We start from the raw sequence: 15,636 nt of genomic DNA, 5'->3' as shown, positions 1-15,636 counted from the left end.
CTCTAGTTTAGGAGTGATTATACAAATGTTATCTTCGACCGATATTCAAAAAATACTGCCTCACCGCTATCCGTTTCTGCTGGTGGACCGTATCACTGAATTGGAGCCTATGAAGCGTGCTGTAGGCATTAAAAACGTAACCTTTAACGAGAACTTCTTTCAGGGGCATTTTCCCGGTAAACCGGTAATGCCCGGTGTGCTTATTCTGGAGGCGATGGCGCAGGTCGGCGGTGTGGCCCTGCTGTGCCCGGATGACCGCCGGGGGCAGCTTGCGCTGTTTGCCGGCATGGACCGGGTTAAATTCCGGAAACCGGTTGTTCCCGGTGACCAGCTGCAAATGGTGGCCGAATTGTTGAAAGTACGCAGCAGCATGGGCAAATTATGGGCAGAAGCGTTCGTGGACAATCAACTGGTAGCGGAAGGCGAGTTTTTATTTGCGCTGTCGAGCCGGTAATGTATAATCAAACGGATTGTTACGGATTGTTTATGGATCATGATGTATTAATGAGTAAAATGGTGAAAGTTGTTTGAAAAATCGTCATAAGTGATAAAATATCTGAATAAAGACTGTTTTTGCTCTAAAACGGACTGCCATACTGTGACTGCATAGTCGGATTATAGGTATAGAGTGGTCAGTACAGACGATGTACAACATTGTACTCATTTTTAAAGGAGTTGATATAGGATGAAACCTGAATCTGTCGTAATTTCATTACGTAAAATACATGAAACCGCAGTCATTCATCCCGGAGCCCGTTTAGGCAAAGATGTGGAAATCGGGCCGTATGCCGTGATCGGTGAAAACGTATTGATCGGTGACGGTACGGTCATTGGGGCTCATGCGGTAATTGACGGCTGGACAAGTATTGGCAAGAACTGCGTGATTTTTCACAGCGCCTCCATTGGTACCGAACCGCAGGATTTAAAATTTGCCGGTGAAAAAAGCTATGTGTTTATTGGCGATAATACCAAAATCCGTGAATTTGCCACCGTAAACCGGGCTACCGGTGAAAACGAGGAGACGCGGGTGGGGTCCAATTGTCTGTTAATGGCCTACACTCATGTGGCGCATAACTGTGTTGTGGGCAATAATGTGATTATGTCCAATGCCGCCACGCTGGCCGGACATGTGACGGTGGAGGACCGGGCTGTTATCGGCGGCTTGTCGGGAGTGCACCAGTTTGTGAAAATCGGCCGCAACGCCATGATCGGAGGTGCCTCCAAAGTGGTGCAGGACGTACCGCCGTATGTAACTGTCGACGGTCATCCGGCTAAGGTATCCGGCCTGAATAATGTGGGCATGTCGCGTGCCGGAATTGGTTTGCTGGCGCGCCGCAACTTAAAGAAAGCCTATAAATTGCTGTACCGTTCGGGCTTGAGCCTGGATCAGGCTATTGCCGTGATGGAGCAGGAACTGGAATCCTGTGAGGAAATCGAACATTTTATGCGTTTTTTGCGTAACGCTGAACGGGGCATCTGCCGCGGACGCAAGGACACAGCGGAATAGAGAGGGTATGGCTGATGAAAAAAATTGGTTTATTGGCTGGTCTAGGGAAATTGCCGGTAGAATTTGCCCGTGCCGCTCGCGGCATGGGCTTTGCCGTGATTGCTATAGCCTTGCTGCCGGAGGTTGATGCGGAACTTTCCACGGCGGCGACTGCTACGCATCCCATTAACGTCGGCGAACTGGACCGGATCATTACCACCCTGAAAAACGAAGGGGTTACGGAAGCCACTATGATCGGCAAAGTTACCAAAGAACTTGTTTTTGACGGGACACAGCGTCCGGATGCCCGCATGCAAAAACTGCTGGCCGGATTGGAGAACCACCAGGATGATACCTTAATGCTGGCTTTTGTCAGGGAACTGGCGGCCGAGGGAATCGGGGTTTTGGATCAGACCGCACTGATCAGAATGCTGATGCCGGCTCCCGGCGTGTTGACGAAACGTCAGCCGTCGGAGCAGGAAAAGGCCGATATGGATTTCGGTTTTACTATGGCCAAACATATCGGCGGGCTGGATATCGGACAGACGGTGGTTGTCAAGAACCGTGCCGTTATGGCGGTTGAAGCCATTGAAGGCACCGATGCCTGTATTAAACGCGGCGGTCAGTTGGGCCGCGGCGGCGTTACGGTGGTTAAAACCGCCAAGCCGCGGCAGGATATGCGCTTTGATGTGCCCGGCGTCGGCTTAGCCACCATCCGTTCCATGATTGAGGCCGGTGCAACGGCATTGGCGATTGAAGCCGGTAAAACCCTTCTGGTTGAGCGAGATGCCGTGCTGGATTTGGCCAACAGCCATAATTTGGTTATTGTAGCCATATAATTCTGGTAAAACGGGTGCCGCAGGCAGCCCAAAGGCGCGTAAGCGCCTTTTTGTCGTATGGGCAGGCAACTTTTTTAGCCGGTGATTTACCCGCTTTAAGACTCCCGGCTTCTACAAGTGGAAGTTATACCTCTGTAAGAGGATAAGTCCCGGGATAGGAGCGGCTAAACTTCAGACGGGATCAAAGTCCAGCTGAATTAAGTCTACATTTATCTTTTAGGTTTATTATTATATCAATGAATTATACTAATCATGTATTTGCACACTACGGAGGACACTGTTTATGCAAAAAATCATGATTTCCGTTGGCGAGGCATCCGGTGACCTGCATGGGGCCAGTGTGGTCCGGGCTCTGAAAAAACTGCAGCCGGATATCCGGCTGCTGGGAATGGGCGGACAGGCCATGCGGGCCGAGGGTGTGGATATTCTTTATGATATTGCCGACATCAGCGTCATGGGCTTGGTGGAAGTGGTGAAAAACCTGCCCCGCTTATTCCGGCTAAAAAATATGCTTGCCGGTGTGCTGGCGGCGGAACAGCCGGATGTACTGGTAGTCATTGATTATCCGGATTTTAACATGCGTCTGGCGAAAGAAGCCAAAAAGCTGGGCATTCCGGTTGTTTACTATATTAGTCCGCAGGTCTGGATTTGGCGAAAGGGCCGGGCAAAAGATATTGGCGAAATTACCGAGCAGGTGGCTGCTATTTTTCCCTTTGAGGCGGAAGTCTACCGGCAGGCGGGAGCCAGAGTGACCTTTGTCGGTCATCCTTTGCTGGATATTGTAAAACCGTCGCTAAGCAAGGAGGAAGCGTATCGCCATTTCGGAGCCGACCCGCAGCGCCCGCTGGTATTATTTATGCCCGGCAGCAGAAAGCAGGAAGTGGAGCAACTGACCGACATCATGTTGTCTGCCGGGGAAAAAATTAGCGAAGAGCTGCCCGGCTGTCAATTTTTCCTGCCGGTGGCTACGACAATTTCCCGGGAAATGTTGCAGGATAAAATAAACCATGCCGGCATTCAGGTAACCCTGACCGACAAAAATACCTATGATTTGATGAATATTGCCGATATCGCAATTGCGGCGTCTGGAACGGCCATATTGGAAACCGCGCTGATGCAACTGCCTACCGTAGTCGTCTATAAAATGTCACCGCTCACTTATTTTCTGGGGAAATTTTTAATCCGCATTCCCCATGTCAGCCTGCCCAACATTATTGCCGGCCGGGAGATTGTGCCGGAACTGCTGCAGGGAGATGCCAATGAGGCAAAGACTGCCGAGCGGGCCTTGGCTATTTTGCAGGATGACGGTGTTCGCGGGCGAATGTTGCAGGATTTGACGGATATGCGCAGAAAATTAGGTGATAGCGGAGCCGTGCAAAGAACGGCCGAACTCATTTTGCAGGTTGCCCATACCCATGCTGGAGGACATTCATGAATACCTATATACGCTTGCTCAACTTCATCCGTCCCTATATTCCCCGGCTGATCCTGGCCGTTTTCTGTATTATGTTTGCTGCCGGCACCAATTTGTATATACCCTGGATTATGCAGGACGTTATTGATAAAGTGCTGGCTGAAAAAGACATGACCATGCTGAATATCATTGCCGGCGGGATTGTGGTAGTGTTTGTTTTAAGGGGAATTTTCTTTTACGGTCAAACCTACCTGATGGCTTATATCGGCCAGAAGGTGATCATTGATATCCGGGGGGCTGTCTACCGTCATATGCAGCGTCTGCCTTTGTCATATTACGAAAAGCGGCAGACGGGTACGCTGATGAGCTATATCACCAATGATGTGGCTGCCCTGCAAAATGCCTTAGTGGATAATGTCATTGAGGGCGTTACGGAAGGCATGACGCTGATTGGTTCACTGGGAGCTATGTTTTATATTCACTGGAAACTGGCATTGCTTACCATTGTCACTGTGCCGCTGGTGGCGCAGACTATTAATATATTCGGAAAAAAACTGAGAAAAGCCAGTCATGTAATGCAGGAACGGGCCGCGGATATCACCTCCATTCTGCAGGAGACACTTTCCGCCGCGAGGGTGATTAAGTCTTTTGTACGTGAAGAACATGAAATAGACCGCTTTGATAAACAAAATTATAAAAACTTCCGGGCCCAGATGAAAACAGCGCAGTTAATGGCACTGTTAACACCCATTATTGAATTTTTGGCCGCCGTCGCTGTTACCCTGATTATCTGGTATGGCGGCTGGGAAGTCATCAATGACCATCTAACAGCCGGATCATTAGTTGCCTTTTTGATTTACGCCGTCAATCTGTCCAACCCGATTAAACGTCTCAGCCGGGTATACGGCGGCGTGCAAAGGTCGCTGGCAGCCGCTCAGCGCATCTTTGCCGTGCTGGACACCGAACCGGACATTAAAGACATGCCGGATGCGGTGTCCATGCCGCGGATTCAGGGCGAAGTGGAGTTTCACCAGGTCAATTTTTCTTATAAAACCGGTGAACCGGTCCTGCAGGAGGTATCGCTGCAAGCTAAACCGGGGCAGATGGTGGCCATTGTCGGCCCCAGCGGTGCCGGCAAAACCACGGTGGCCAACCTGATTCCGCGGTTTTATGATCCCGGTTCCGGCTACATTAGCATCGACGGCATCGATATTAAGACAGTAACCCTGGACTCCCTGCGGGAACAAATTGGCATTGTGCCGCAGGAAACCGTGTTGTTTAACGGTACGGTTTATGAAAATATTCTGTACGGCCGGCTGGATGCTTGCGAGGAAGAAGTAGTTGCCGCTGCCAAGGCGGCTAACGCGCATCATTTTATCAGCCAGATGCCGGAAGAATATGATACGCAGATCGGGGAACGCGGTTCGAAGCTGTCCGGCGGACAGCGCCAGCGCATTGCCATTGCCCGGGCTATTTTGAAAAATCCCCGGGTGCTGATTTTAGATGAAGCCACTTCGGCTTTGGATACGGAAAGTGAAAAGCTGGTTCAGGAAGCCCTGGACAAACTGATGGCGGGGCGTACTTCCTTTGTGATCGCCCACCGCCTGTCCACCATTAAACGGGCCGATATGATTCTGGTCCTGGAGAAAGGCCGGATTGTGGAACGGGGAACGCATGACGAACTGCTGGCATTAAACGGGGTTTACCATAAGCTGCACCAGGTGCAGTTTTCCGGCAATCCCGGCAACGCGGCTGCGGTACAACGTAAGTAATAGGGCCGCCACTTTATGGGAAAGAGGTTAATCTATGCATTTTTTGTATAATATACTTGGCTTATTGCTCGTTTTGGCTGCTACTCCGGTTTTTATTTTCCGGACTGTCAGGGAAAAAGGGTTTGGGGAGCGGCTGCGTCAAAGTATGGGCATTTTGCCAAGCGAAGAAATTAATAAGGTGGCGCATAAGGACTGCATCTGGGTGCATGCGGCTTCAGTAGGGGAAATTGTGGCCGCCAGCCCCATTGTCAAGGAGTTCCACCGGGAGATGCCGGATTCGCCGATTCTGGTTTCGGTGGTAACTTCCAGCGGCTATGAGATGGCCAGACGAATTGTCAAAGATGCGACGGCTATTATCTATTTCCCGCTGGATTTACCCTGGATCAGCCGGTCGGTGGTAACGAGAATCCAGCCGAAGGTATTTGTTCCGGTGGAAACCGAATTGTGGCCTGAGTTTTTAAAGACCATGCGGGAAAATCAAATTCCGGTTATGATGGCTAATGGCCGCATTAGCGATAAGAGCGTCGTCCGGTACCGTTATTTGCTGGGAATACTGCGGGATATGATGGGGACGGTGGGACGGTTCTGCATGCAGTCGGCAGTGGATGCCGACTATATTATCCGGTTAGGTGCCAATCCGGCACGGGTTATTATCACCGGCAATACCAAATATGATCAGACTTATACCGCAGTCAGCGCCGAAGAGAAGGAGAAACTTTTCCGGGAGATGGGCCTTGCCGGCAGTTCGCCCATTGTCGTTGCCGGCAGCACGCATAGAGGAGAAGAAGAACCGCTCTTTACCGCTTTTGCCGGAATACGGGAGGAGTTTCCGGCTGCCAAACTGATCATTGCTCCCCGTGATACCATACGGACTCAGGAAATTATCGACCTGGCTGTCCAATACGGGCTGCAGGCGGCGCAGCGCACCGTCCTTAAGGAGCAGCCCGGCATCGGCCATGATGTCGTCCTGGTGGACACTATTGGCGAATTGGGTAAAATATACGGCATCGGTGATATCGTGTATGTGGGCGGCAGTCTGGTTCCGCGCGGAGGGCACAATATTTTAGAACCGGCAGCGCACGGCAAACCCATTCTCACCGGGCCGCATATGTTTAACTTTAAAGACACCTATGCCTTGTTCTCCGAACGGGAAGCCTGTGTTACCGTCAAAAATGCCGAAGAACTGCAGCAGAGCATGCTGCAACTGCTTAAGGACGAGGGGCTGCGGGAGGATATGTCGCGCCGGTCGCTGGCGATTATTGAAGAAAATCAGGGAGCGGCCCGCAAAAGTGCCCTGCATTTGCGGGATTTGCTGGAGGACGCCCGGAAAAAGAAAGAGACCGGCAAGGCCGCTGCCTTTTCGCGTGAAACATCGCAACTCTATCTCTATAGCTATTTTTATAAGTTAATTCATGGCGAAAAACAGGGCCCCTTGGCAGACGTGCTGCTCTCCGTGCTGCGGTTTCTTTCCTTCATATATGGCCTGGGTGTTGACGTCAAACTGGCCTTATACCGCTATAATCTGTTAAAACGCCATAAACTGCCATGCCAGGTGATCAGTCTGGGCAATATTACGGTGGGGGGAACCGGCAAAACACCGACGGCACAACGTCTGGCGGCCATCATCCGGGATTCGGGACACCGGGTGGTTATCCTGAACCGGGGTTACCGGGCTCAATATAAGGGGAAAATCGGGCTGGTGTCCGACGGCAGCAAGATCTATATGTCGGCAGCTGAAGCCGGTGATGAGGCTTTTCTGCTGGCCAAGAATTTACCGGGAGTACCGGTATTAATCGGTAAAGACCGGGCCATAACCGGTAATTATGCCGTTCAGCATTTTCAGGCCGAAGTGATCATTATGGATGACGGCTATCAACACTGGCAGTTAGAGCGTGATCTGGATATTGTACTTATTGACACCATTAATGTTTTTGGGAATAATTTTCTGCTTCCGCGCGGTACATTGCGTGAGCCGCTGGAAAATCTGGACCGGGCACAGGCTATCCTGCTGACCAAGGCCGATCAGTCCACCGAAGATGCCCGGAGCAGTATTCGCGACGTTGTCCGGCACTATAACCCCCATGCCCTGGTGGTGGAAAGCCTTCATAGTCCGCGCTGCTTTATCGAAGTGGAGGAATGGTATAAGGGCGATGTTTATAAAAACATGGAGCCGCTGGAAACCGTCCGGGGGAAAAAGGTCATGGCCCTGTCGGCTATCGGCAATCCCTCTTCCTTTGAACAAACGATTGTGGATATTGGGGCCGAAGTGGTGTATTCCGCCCGTTATCCCGATCATCACAGCTATACTATGGTGGAAATGCAGCAGGTCATGCAGCGGGCTGTGGAAAATGGCGTATATGCCGTGATCACCACCGGAAAAGATGCCGTGAAAATTCCGGCCGAATTTATTCATTCCCAGCGTCCCTTACCAATATATATGCTGGATATTGAACTAAGGTTTACCGAGGGCTACCCGGAAATGATGGAGTTAATTAACCGGGTGGCTGATCAGCAAACTACTCCTGCCTTTGTGCAGGGAGAGACGGTTACCGATTAATGAGGGGGTTAGCAAGTGAATATATTATGTGTAATTCCGGCTCGTTATGCTTCCACACGTCTGCCGGGCAAACCGCTGGCCGATATTGCCGGCAAACCGATGATTCAGCATGTTTATGAACGGGCCAGCCGGGCTGTTTCCCCGTCGGAAGTGCTGGTTGCCGCCGACAGCCGGCTGGTAGTGGAAGCCGTGAACCGTTTCGGCGGCAAGGTTATGATGACATCGCCCGATCATCCCACCGGAACCGACCGGCTGGCCGAAGTGGCGTCGGCTTTTCCGGCGGTGGACGTCATCATTAATGTACAGGGCGACGAACCGCTGATTGCACCGGAAGTAATCGATCAGCTGGCCGCGGCTTTTACCGGCGATTCCGGCCTGGTCATGGCGACTTTGATGACGGAAGCGGCAGCGGATGAGTATGATAATCTCAATGCCGTTAAGGTGATCACCGGGCTGGACGGCTATGCGCTGTACTTTTCACGTTCGCTGCTGCCGTATCCGCGGGTAAAGCATGAAGGCTACAAGGTATATAAGCATATCGGCATCTATGCCTACCGGCGCGATTTTTTGCTGCATTATGCCAAACTGCCGCCCACGCCTCTGGAACGGGCGGAATCGCTGGAGCAGCTCCGGGCTTTGGAACACGGTTACCGCATCAAGGTACTGGAGACCTCGTTCCGTCCGGTAGGAGTGGATACGCCGGAAGATTTGGAAAAAGTCAGACATATCCTGCAACGGGAAAAATAAGGAGGCATCTTAATCGATGAATATTGTTAAAATCGGACCAATCACTGTTGGCGGACAAAATCCAATTGCTTTAATTGCCGGACCCTGTGTGATCGAAGATCCGGAGCGCACGCTGAAAATTGGCCGCTCCATTAAAGCCATCGCCGGGCATCTGGGGGTGCCCTATGTCTTTAAGGCATCCTTTGATAAGGCCAACCGTTCTTCCCACAGCTCTTTCCGCGGGCCGGGCCTGGAGGAAGGCCTTAAGATTTTGAAGCATATTAAGAACGAACTGAATGTACCGGTGCTGAGCGATATTCATTGCGTAAACCAGATTGAAGCCGCCGCCGAGGTGCTGGATATTCTGCAAATTCCGGCTTTTTTAAGCCGCCAGACCGATTTGCTGCATGAAGCGGCCCTGACCGGCAAGGTAATTAATGTAAAAAAAGGCCAGTTTCTGGCCCCGAACGATATGAAGAATGTCATCAATAAGATAAGGGAAGCCGGCAACGAAAATATCCTGCTGACCGAACGGGGCGCCAGCTTTGGCTATAACAATCTGGTAGCCGATATGCGCTCGCTGCCGATGATGCGGGCTATGGGGTACCCGGTGGTTTTCGACGCCACGCATTGCGTGCAGCTGCCGGGCGGCGCCGGTACTTCCTCCGGCGGACAGCGGGAGTTCGTGCCCTACCTTACCCGTGCGGCGGTTGCCACCGGTATTGACGTATTATTTATGGAAATCCACGATAATCCCGAGGAAGCACTGTCCGACGGACCCAACATGCTGTACGTCGATCAGCTGGAAGACCTGTTAAAAGACGTCATTGCCATCGACAATATTGTTAAACGGCATAAGTGCCATTAAAAAATATAAAGATAAACCGCAGAGACAAGCTTTTATCCTAACTTATCAGGAGGTATCAGCATGAATATTCAGGAAGAAGCCAAAAAGGTGTTAGCCATCGAAGCTGCGGCTGTGGAAAATTTGATTCCGCGCATTGACGACCGGTTTATGGCCGCTGTGGATAAAATTCTAGCCTGCCGGGGACGGATTGTGATCACCGGTATGGGCAAATCCGGGATTATCGGCCGGAAAATGGCGGCAACACTGGCCAGCACCGGTACACCGGCCTTTTACCTGCACCCGGCGGAGGGCATCCACGGTGATTTGGGCATGGTTACAGCGGAGGATATTGTCATCGGTATTTCCAGCAGCGGTGAATCACAGGAAATCATCAATATTTTACCGGCCATTAAACGCATCGGTGCTTCCCTGATTGCCATGAGCGGCCGGGAAAAATCCACCCTGGGCAATGCCGCCGACCTCTTTATTGATGTCAGTGTGGAAAAAGAAGCCTGCCCGTTGGGGTTAGCACCGACGGCCAGTACGACCGCCACCCTGGCGATGGGCGATGCCCTGGCGGTAGCCCTGTTGTCCGCCCGCAAGTTTACACCGGAAGATTTTGCCCTTTATCATCCTGGCGGCGCTCTGGGGCGGAAGCTGCTGTTGACGGTGGAAAACGTTATGCACCAAGGGGAGGACAACCCGGTGGTCGCTCCGGATAAAACAGTGAAAGAAGCCTTGTTTGTCATTACCGACAAGGGGCTTGGCGCCACTTCAGTAGTGGACGGCTCCGGGAAACTGCTGGGAATTATAACCGACGGTGATATCCGCCGCGGGCTGGAAAAGGGGCATGAATTTCTGGATAAGCCGGTAGAAGAGCTGATGACGAGAACTCCGCGCACCATTACGGCGGACAAACTGGCGGCACAGGCGCTGCATATCATGGAAAAAAATCAGCCGCGTCCGATTACCGTACTGCCGGTAGTGGATGGACAGGCCCGGGCAATTGGTATTATTCACCTTACTGACTTATTACGCCAAGGAGTGGTATAATGGATTATAGGTCACGGGCAGCCCATATCAAATTACTGATTTTTGATGTGGATGGTGTACTTACCGACGGGACCCTTCCGGTAGGGCCGGAAGGGGAAGTCATGAAGGTGTTCTATTGCCATGACGGACTGGGAATCTCCCTGGCGCATAAGGCCGGGCTCAGGACGGCGATCATTACGGCACGCCAAAGCCCTATGGTGAGCTGGCGCGGCGAAGAATTAAAAATACAGGATGTATATCAGGGGGCCGCCGACAAGGCGGAGGCGCTGACAGCTCTGGCAGACAAGCACAAACTGGACTTGCAGGAAATCGCCTATGTGGGTGATGATATTAATGATTTGCCGGTACTGACCAGGGTAGGGCTCGGCTGTGCACCGGCCAATGCCGTGGCGGAAGTGAAGAAACGGGCGCACTATGTGGCCACGCATTCCGGCGGCCAGGGCGCAGTGCGGGAAATTATCGAGATGATTTTAAAAGCACAAGGCAAATGGGAAGCCCTTGTCGCCACGTACGTGGCGACAGGCAATGAAGTTATGACGCAGTAGCAGCAAAGCGACTCAGAGGGAAACGGAGGTGCGGTGCGTGGTATCAAATTGGCAATATCATACCTTAAAGACAATGAGCCGTATGATTTCGTCGCTGCCGTACACCTTTGTCTTACAGGCAGGGAAATGGCTGGGAAAATTGTATTACCGGCTGGCCGGGCGCCAGCGCAACAGGGCGATTGCCCAGATTATGGAAGGCATGTCGTTATCGGCAGCCGAAAGTGAAACCATTATCAAAAGCTTATTCACCAAAATCGGACAGACCTTTTTGGAGATTATGTATACGCCGGCGCTTACACCGCAAAACTTTCAGCGATATGTCAGCATTGAAAATATGCATTATTTTAAAGAAGCGCTGGCTGAAAGGCGTGGAGTGGTCATTTTGACCGCCCATGTCGGCAACTGGGAGTGGCTGGGCGCCGGACTGGCTTTGTCCGGTCTGCCTATCACCAGTGTCATTAAGCGGCAGCCGAATGATCAGCACACCCGGCTTTTGAACGAATACCGCGAGATGGTCGGCATAGAAATTTTTGCCCGCGGTACAACCGAACTGGTGGCTGCGGCCAAGGCCATGAAAAAGGGCAAGGGACTGGGTTTCCTGGCCGACCAGGATGCCGGTAAAAGCGGAATTTTTGTTGATTTTTTTGGCAAACCGGCTTCGACGCCTATCGGACCGGCGGTTTTTGCCAGACGCTTTAAAGCGCCGGTGGTGCCGTGTTATATTGTGAGGAAGAAAGAGGGCGGACATCGCCTGATCATCCATAAACCGTTTTATTATGAAGATACCGGTAATGAGAGTGAAGATATCCGGCGCCTTACCGTGACCATGACCAACCATCTGGAAACATTTATCCGAAGCTATCCGGACGAGTGGCTGTGGTTTCAAAAGCGCTGGAATACAAAGCCTGACGACGAGAGTCTGGACGGGCGTGAGATTGCGGCAACCAAGGATAACGCTGACGATAATAAAGACAAGGGAGCGGGTGAACAGGCTTGAACAAAAAAATAGTTGCCGTGGCAGCCTGTGTCGCCCTGCTGCTGGCGGGAGGCATCTACTATCTGCTAAGCGCGCCGCCTGCTTCCCAGGAGCCGGCGGCCGAGGCCGGCAGCGAACGAAATCAACTGTCGTATTCCGGCAGTTCCATTGTGGAGGAACATGACGGCAAACGGTTATGGGAACTGTCTGCCGAGACGATAGAAATTGACCCGGAAACGAAAAATGTTACGCTGAAAAACCTGCAGGGTACTTTTTATCAAAGGGACGGCGGCAAAATCATAGTGACCGCCAAGCAGGGCTGGATGGACGGCAAGACCCGCGATGTGCGCATTGAAACCGAGGTAAAGGCCGTTGCCGATGATGGGGCAACCTTCACTGCGGCCCGCGTGGACTGGCTGGCGGCGGAACAGCGTTACCACGGGTCGGGCGGTGTCAGGGTGACCCGTGATGACACCGTGCTTACCGGTGATCAACTGGACAGTGATGTCAATCTGGAAAAAATAAAAGTATCGGGCAATGCCCGCATACAGCAGGGAGGAGTGGCACCGTGAAACCATATCGCCTACAACAGGGTATCGTAACCGCTGTAACAGTGCTTTTACTCTCCGGCGCGGTGCTGCAGACGGATGCGGCGCCGCAAAAGCCGGTGGAGATGGAAGCCGATACCATTGAATACAATTCCACGACCGGGCTTATGGAGGCCAGCGGCGGGGTTAAATTTATCCAGGAAAACGCCGTGATGACCGGTCAGCGGGCCGAATATAACACCAAGACCAAGGAGGGCCATATCACCGGCGGCGTACATGTGGTCAAAGACACGGCCACACTTACCGCACCGGAGGTGTGGTCCTATGGCGACAATCATCTGGTGGCTTCCGGCGGCAATGTCGTGCTGACCAAGGAGGACAGCCGCCTGACCGGTGACAGCGTGGATTATTATTCCGATAAGGATTACGCCGTTGTGCCGGCGGGTGGTACACTAACCACGCCTGACGGCACAATGACCGCAGACTATCTGGAAGCCTTTATTAAGGAAAACCGTGCGGTAGGGAAAGGCAATGTGCATATTGTCAGCGAGGCGCGCAAGCTGGATGCAACGTCCGATCATGCCGTATATTACGGCGGCGAGGATAGCAAGGCCGTATTGACCGGCAATGCCCGGGCGGTGCAGGAGGGCAATGTGCTGACCGGCAGCACACTTACCATTACTATGGGTGACAAGGCCATGTCAGCCACGGGTCGTCCGCGGCTGGTCGTGACACCGCAATAAACCAGGAAATGAGGATATACAAGGCATGTATATGGAAACGACGAACCTTGTGAAAACCTATAAAGGACGCAATGTAGTCGACGGGGTTACGGTCAAAGTCAGCCAGGGCGAAATTGTCGGCCTGCTGGGGCCGAACGGCGCCGGCAAAACGACCACCTTTTATATGATTGTCGGGCTGGAGCAGCCCAATGCGGGGCGGATTATCCTTAACGGCGAGGATATTACGGCGATGCCCATGTATCGCCGCTCCCGCCATGGTGTGGGGTATTTGCCGCAGGAAGCCTCCATTTTCCGCAAATTGACGGTAGAAGAAAATATTTTGGCTATTTTGGAGACGACGGATCAAAAGGCTGGAGAACGCCGGGACAAAATGGAGAGTTTGCTGGAGGAGTTTCATATTGCTCATGTCCGGCAGCGCAAGGGATCGGAACTTTCCGGCGGTGAGCGCCGCCGGGTGGAGATTGCCCGCTGTCTGGCCAAGGACCCTAAGTTTATTTTGCTGGACGAGCCTTTTGCCGGGGTTGACCCGATTGCGGTAGCCGATATTCAGGCCATCATCAGTTATCTGAAGGAACGCGGCATCGGCATTCTCATTACCGATCATAATGTGCGCGAAACGCTGAGCATAGTCGATCATGCCTACATTCTCAACGAAGGCCGGATTCTGGTGGCCGGTGACAGGGATACCATAGCTTCGAGCGAAATTGCTAAAAAATTCTATTTAGGTGAAAAATTTGCCCTTTAGGAACACATTGCCAGACGCGTTTGGCCAAAGGTATGGTATAATAGAAGAGTAAACGGACAGGCAACGTGGTATTATGAAGATAATACCACGTCTTTCGTTAAGCAGATGCCTTCCTTACGATAAAGGCTAAGAATAGATTAAGAGTTTGAACCGCAGAGCACGCAGAGGACACAGAGAATTTTATAAAAAATAAAGACACTCTGCGCTCTCTGCGTACTCTGCGGTTTATATTATATTAGTGATTCGCTGCCGGTGCGGACAGACAAAAGGAGAACTGCATGAAGATACTCGACAAATATATTATTAAAGAACTACTGGGACCCTTCCTTTTTGGTGTCGCCTCGTTTTCCAGTATTTTTATCGGGACAAGCACGCTGTTCCGTATTGCCCAGTATGTGACCAAATACGGTGCATCGCTGCTGTCGGTGACCAAGCTGTTTTTTTACAGCCTGCCGTCGATCGTGGTTCTCACCTTTCCCATGTCCATGCTGCTGGCGTCCCTGCTGGCTTTTGGACGCTTATCCGGAGCCAGCGAGGTTACGGCCATGCGTTCAGGTGGTATCAGCTTCTTCCGTTTGTCGGCGCCGGTACTGGTGGTTGCGCTGGGAGTCAGCCTATTTTCGGTGGCTTTTAACGAACTGGTGGTTCCGCAGTCGACAGTGGCTTATAATCAGATCATCCAAAATGAAATTATGAAAAACACAACCCCTAAGTCGCAGGAGCATATCATTATCAAGGATCTTAAGGGAGATACCATTGAGCGGTTAACTTATGCCCGCCGTTATGATGAAAATAGCAAAAGCATGCAGGGAATTTCCATGCAGGAATTTGACAATGGCCGGATGGTCCGCGTAGAAAGTGCGGAAAAAGCAGAGTGGAAAGACGGACGCTGGATCATGTATAATGGAGTCATCAATGATCTTAGCGCTGAGGGCAATGTGGAGAGAACCATGCGTTTTAACCAGCAGCTGATGCCTGTGGACAAAACACCGAAGGCCATTTCCCAGGAGCAGAAAAAACCGGACGAAATGACCATCCGGGAATTGAGGCAAAACATCAAAGCATTAAAGAGGGAATATGTAAACACCAGTGTATATGAAGTGGAAATGCATCAGCGGTTTTCCATACCCATGGCCAGCTTTATTTTTGCGCTGGTCGGCACACCGCTGGGGTTGCAGCCAAACCGTTCCAGTTCCTCGATCGGACTGGGAATCAGCATCATCATTATCTTTATCTATTACATTATCATGACGATATCCGGTGCACTTGGCCAGGGCGGAGCGCTGCCGCCGCTGTTCAGTGCCTGGCTGCCGAACCTGATCGCCTTGGCTGCCGGCATTTATCTGGTGCGCAGGGCTTCAAGGTAATGACGGTATAACAGTAGA

General features: G+C 51.8%; 15 protein-coding genes. All 15 read left to right on the top strand.

The window, feature by feature from the left end; genetic code table 11:
* Positions 1–25 precede the first annotated feature (25 nt).
* The 15 genes from fabZ to lptG all read left to right on the top strand — a co-directional run bounded on the left by fabZ (position 26) and on the right by lptG (position 15,618).
* Positions 26–454 carry a 3-hydroxyacyl-ACP dehydratase FabZ gene (gene fabZ, locus P22_RS03035; protein WP_054258730.1) on the top strand — a complete coding sequence of 143 codons (429 nt, stop codon included), beginning with the start codon at positions 26–28 and terminating at the stop codon, positions 452–454.
* 231 nt (positions 455–685) lie between these two features.
* Positions 686–1,507, top strand: a complete 822-nt coding sequence (lpxA, locus tag P22_RS03030; RefSeq protein WP_054258729.1) for an acyl-ACP--UDP-N-acetylglucosamine O-acyltransferase — start codon at positions 686–688, stop codon at positions 1,505–1,507.
* A 14-nt stretch (positions 1,508–1,521) separates the two neighbouring features.
* Complete coding sequence (locus P22_RS03025; RefSeq protein WP_054258728.1) at positions 1,522–2,325, top strand: LpxI family protein; 804 nt, start codon at positions 1,522–1,524, stop codon at positions 2,323–2,325.
* 283 nt (positions 2,326–2,608) lie between these two features.
* Entirely contained in the window at positions 2,609–3,760 is a 1,152-nt protein-coding gene (gene lpxB, locus P22_RS03020) for a lipid-A-disaccharide synthase (protein WP_054258727.1), read from the top strand.
* Positions 3,757–5,511 (top strand): lipid A export permease/ATP-binding protein MsbA, encoded by a 1,755-nt coding sequence (msbA, locus tag P22_RS03015; protein ID WP_054258726.1) that lies wholly within the window; start codon positions 3,757–3,759, stop codon positions 5,509–5,511. The genes lpxB and msbA overlap by 4 nt, the downstream gene beginning before the upstream one ends.
* Before the next feature lie 34 nt (positions 5,512–5,545).
* The gene (gene lpxK, locus P22_RS03010) at positions 5,546–8,068 is read left to right on the top strand and encodes a tetraacyldisaccharide 4'-kinase (RefSeq protein WP_054258725.1); all 2,523 of its coding nucleotides are present in this window, start codon (positions 5,546–5,548) and stop codon (positions 8,066–8,068) included.
* Between the two features lie 15 nt (positions 8,069–8,083).
* Positions 8,084–8,815: a 3-deoxy-manno-octulosonate cytidylyltransferase gene (kdsB, locus tag P22_RS03005; RefSeq protein ID WP_054258724.1), complete on the top strand. Its 732-nt coding sequence runs from the start codon at positions 8,084–8,086 to the stop codon at positions 8,813–8,815.
* Between the two features lie 16 nt (positions 8,816–8,831).
* The gene (gene kdsA, locus P22_RS03000) at positions 8,832–9,662 is read left to right on the top strand and encodes a 3-deoxy-8-phosphooctulonate synthase (protein WP_054258723.1); all 831 of its coding nucleotides are present in this window, start codon (positions 8,832–8,834) and stop codon (positions 9,660–9,662) included.
* A gap of 60 nt (positions 9,663–9,722) precedes the next feature.
* Positions 9,723–10,694 carry a KpsF/GutQ family sugar-phosphate isomerase gene (locus tag P22_RS02995; protein WP_054258722.1) on the top strand — a complete coding sequence of 324 codons (972 nt, stop codon included), beginning with the start codon at positions 9,723–9,725 and terminating at the stop codon, positions 10,692–10,694.
* Complete coding sequence (locus P22_RS02990) at positions 10,694–11,239, top strand: KdsC family phosphatase (RefSeq protein ID WP_054258721.1); 546 nt, start codon at positions 10,694–10,696, stop codon at positions 11,237–11,239. Before P22_RS02995 ends, P22_RS02990 begins: the two co-directional genes overlap by 1 nt.
* Before the next feature lie 37 nt (positions 11,240–11,276).
* A complete protein-coding gene (locus P22_RS02985) occupies positions 11,277–12,236 on the top strand; it encodes a lysophospholipid acyltransferase family protein (protein ID WP_069972741.1) in 960 nt (319 codons plus the stop codon).
* Positions 12,233–12,787 (top strand): LPS export ABC transporter periplasmic protein LptC, encoded by a 555-nt coding sequence (gene lptC, locus P22_RS02980; protein WP_054258720.1) that lies wholly within the window; start codon positions 12,233–12,235, stop codon positions 12,785–12,787. Before P22_RS02985 ends, lptC begins: the two co-directional genes overlap by 4 nt.
* Complete coding sequence (locus P22_RS02975) at positions 12,784–13,506, top strand: LptA/OstA family protein (protein WP_235814533.1); 723 nt, start codon at positions 12,784–12,786, stop codon at positions 13,504–13,506. Before lptC ends, P22_RS02975 begins: the two co-directional genes overlap by 4 nt.
* A 25-nt stretch (positions 13,507–13,531) precedes the next feature.
* A complete protein-coding gene (gene lptB, locus P22_RS02970) occupies positions 13,532–14,251 on the top strand; it encodes an LPS export ABC transporter ATP-binding protein (RefSeq protein WP_054258719.1) in 720 nt (239 codons plus the stop codon).
* Between the two features lie 278 nt (positions 14,252–14,529).
* On the top strand, positions 14,530–15,618 hold the full coding sequence (gene lptG, locus P22_RS02965; protein ID WP_054258718.1) for an LPS export ABC transporter permease LptG: 1,089 nt from the start codon (positions 14,530–14,532) through the stop codon (positions 15,616–15,618).
* Positions 15,619–15,636 lie beyond the last annotated feature (18 nt).

The sequence above is a fragment of the Propionispora sp. 2/2-37 genome (assembly GCF_001298735.1).
In the GTDB taxonomy this organism is placed as follows: domain Bacteria; phylum Bacillota; class Negativicutes; order Propionisporales; family Propionisporaceae; genus Propionispora.
This window is presented reverse-complemented; position numbering and strand designations above follow the sequence as displayed.

Excerpts from the sequence above, each read along its gene's own strand:
- lpxB (WP_054258727.1), top strand. The coding sequence starts at position 2,609 with ATGCAAAAAATCATGATTTCCGTTGGCGAGGCATCCGGTGACCTGCAT.
- lpxA (WP_054258729.1), top strand. The coding sequence starts at position 686 with ATGAAACCTGAATCTGTCGTAATTTCATTACGTAAAATACATGAAACC.
- fabZ (WP_054258730.1), top strand. The coding sequence starts at position 26 with ATGTTATCTTCGACCGATATTCAAAAAATACTGCCTCACCGCTATCCG.
- P22_RS03025 (WP_054258728.1), top strand. The coding sequence starts at position 1,522 with ATGAAAAAAATTGGTTTATTGGCTGGTCTAGGGAAATTGCCGGTAGAA.
- P22_RS02990 (WP_054258721.1), top strand. The coding sequence starts at position 10,694 with ATGGATTATAGGTCACGGGCAGCCCATATCAAATTACTGATTTTTGAT.
- lptB (WP_054258719.1), top strand. The coding sequence starts at position 13,532 with ATGTATATGGAAACGACGAACCTTGTGAAAACCTATAAAGGACGCAAT.
- msbA (WP_054258726.1), top strand. The coding sequence starts at position 3,757 with ATGAATACCTATATACGCTTGCTCAACTTCATCCGTCCCTATATTCCC.
- kdsA (WP_054258723.1), top strand. The coding sequence starts at position 8,832 with ATGAATATTGTTAAAATCGGACCAATCACTGTTGGCGGACAAAATCCA.
- P22_RS02995 (WP_054258722.1), top strand. The coding sequence starts at position 9,723 with ATGAATATTCAGGAAGAAGCCAAAAAGGTGTTAGCCATCGAAGCTGCG.
- lptG (WP_054258718.1), top strand. The coding sequence starts at position 14,530 with ATGAAGATACTCGACAAATATATTATTAAAGAACTACTGGGACCCTTC.
- lpxK (WP_054258725.1), top strand. The coding sequence starts at position 5,546 with ATGCATTTTTTGTATAATATACTTGGCTTATTGCTCGTTTTGGCTGCT.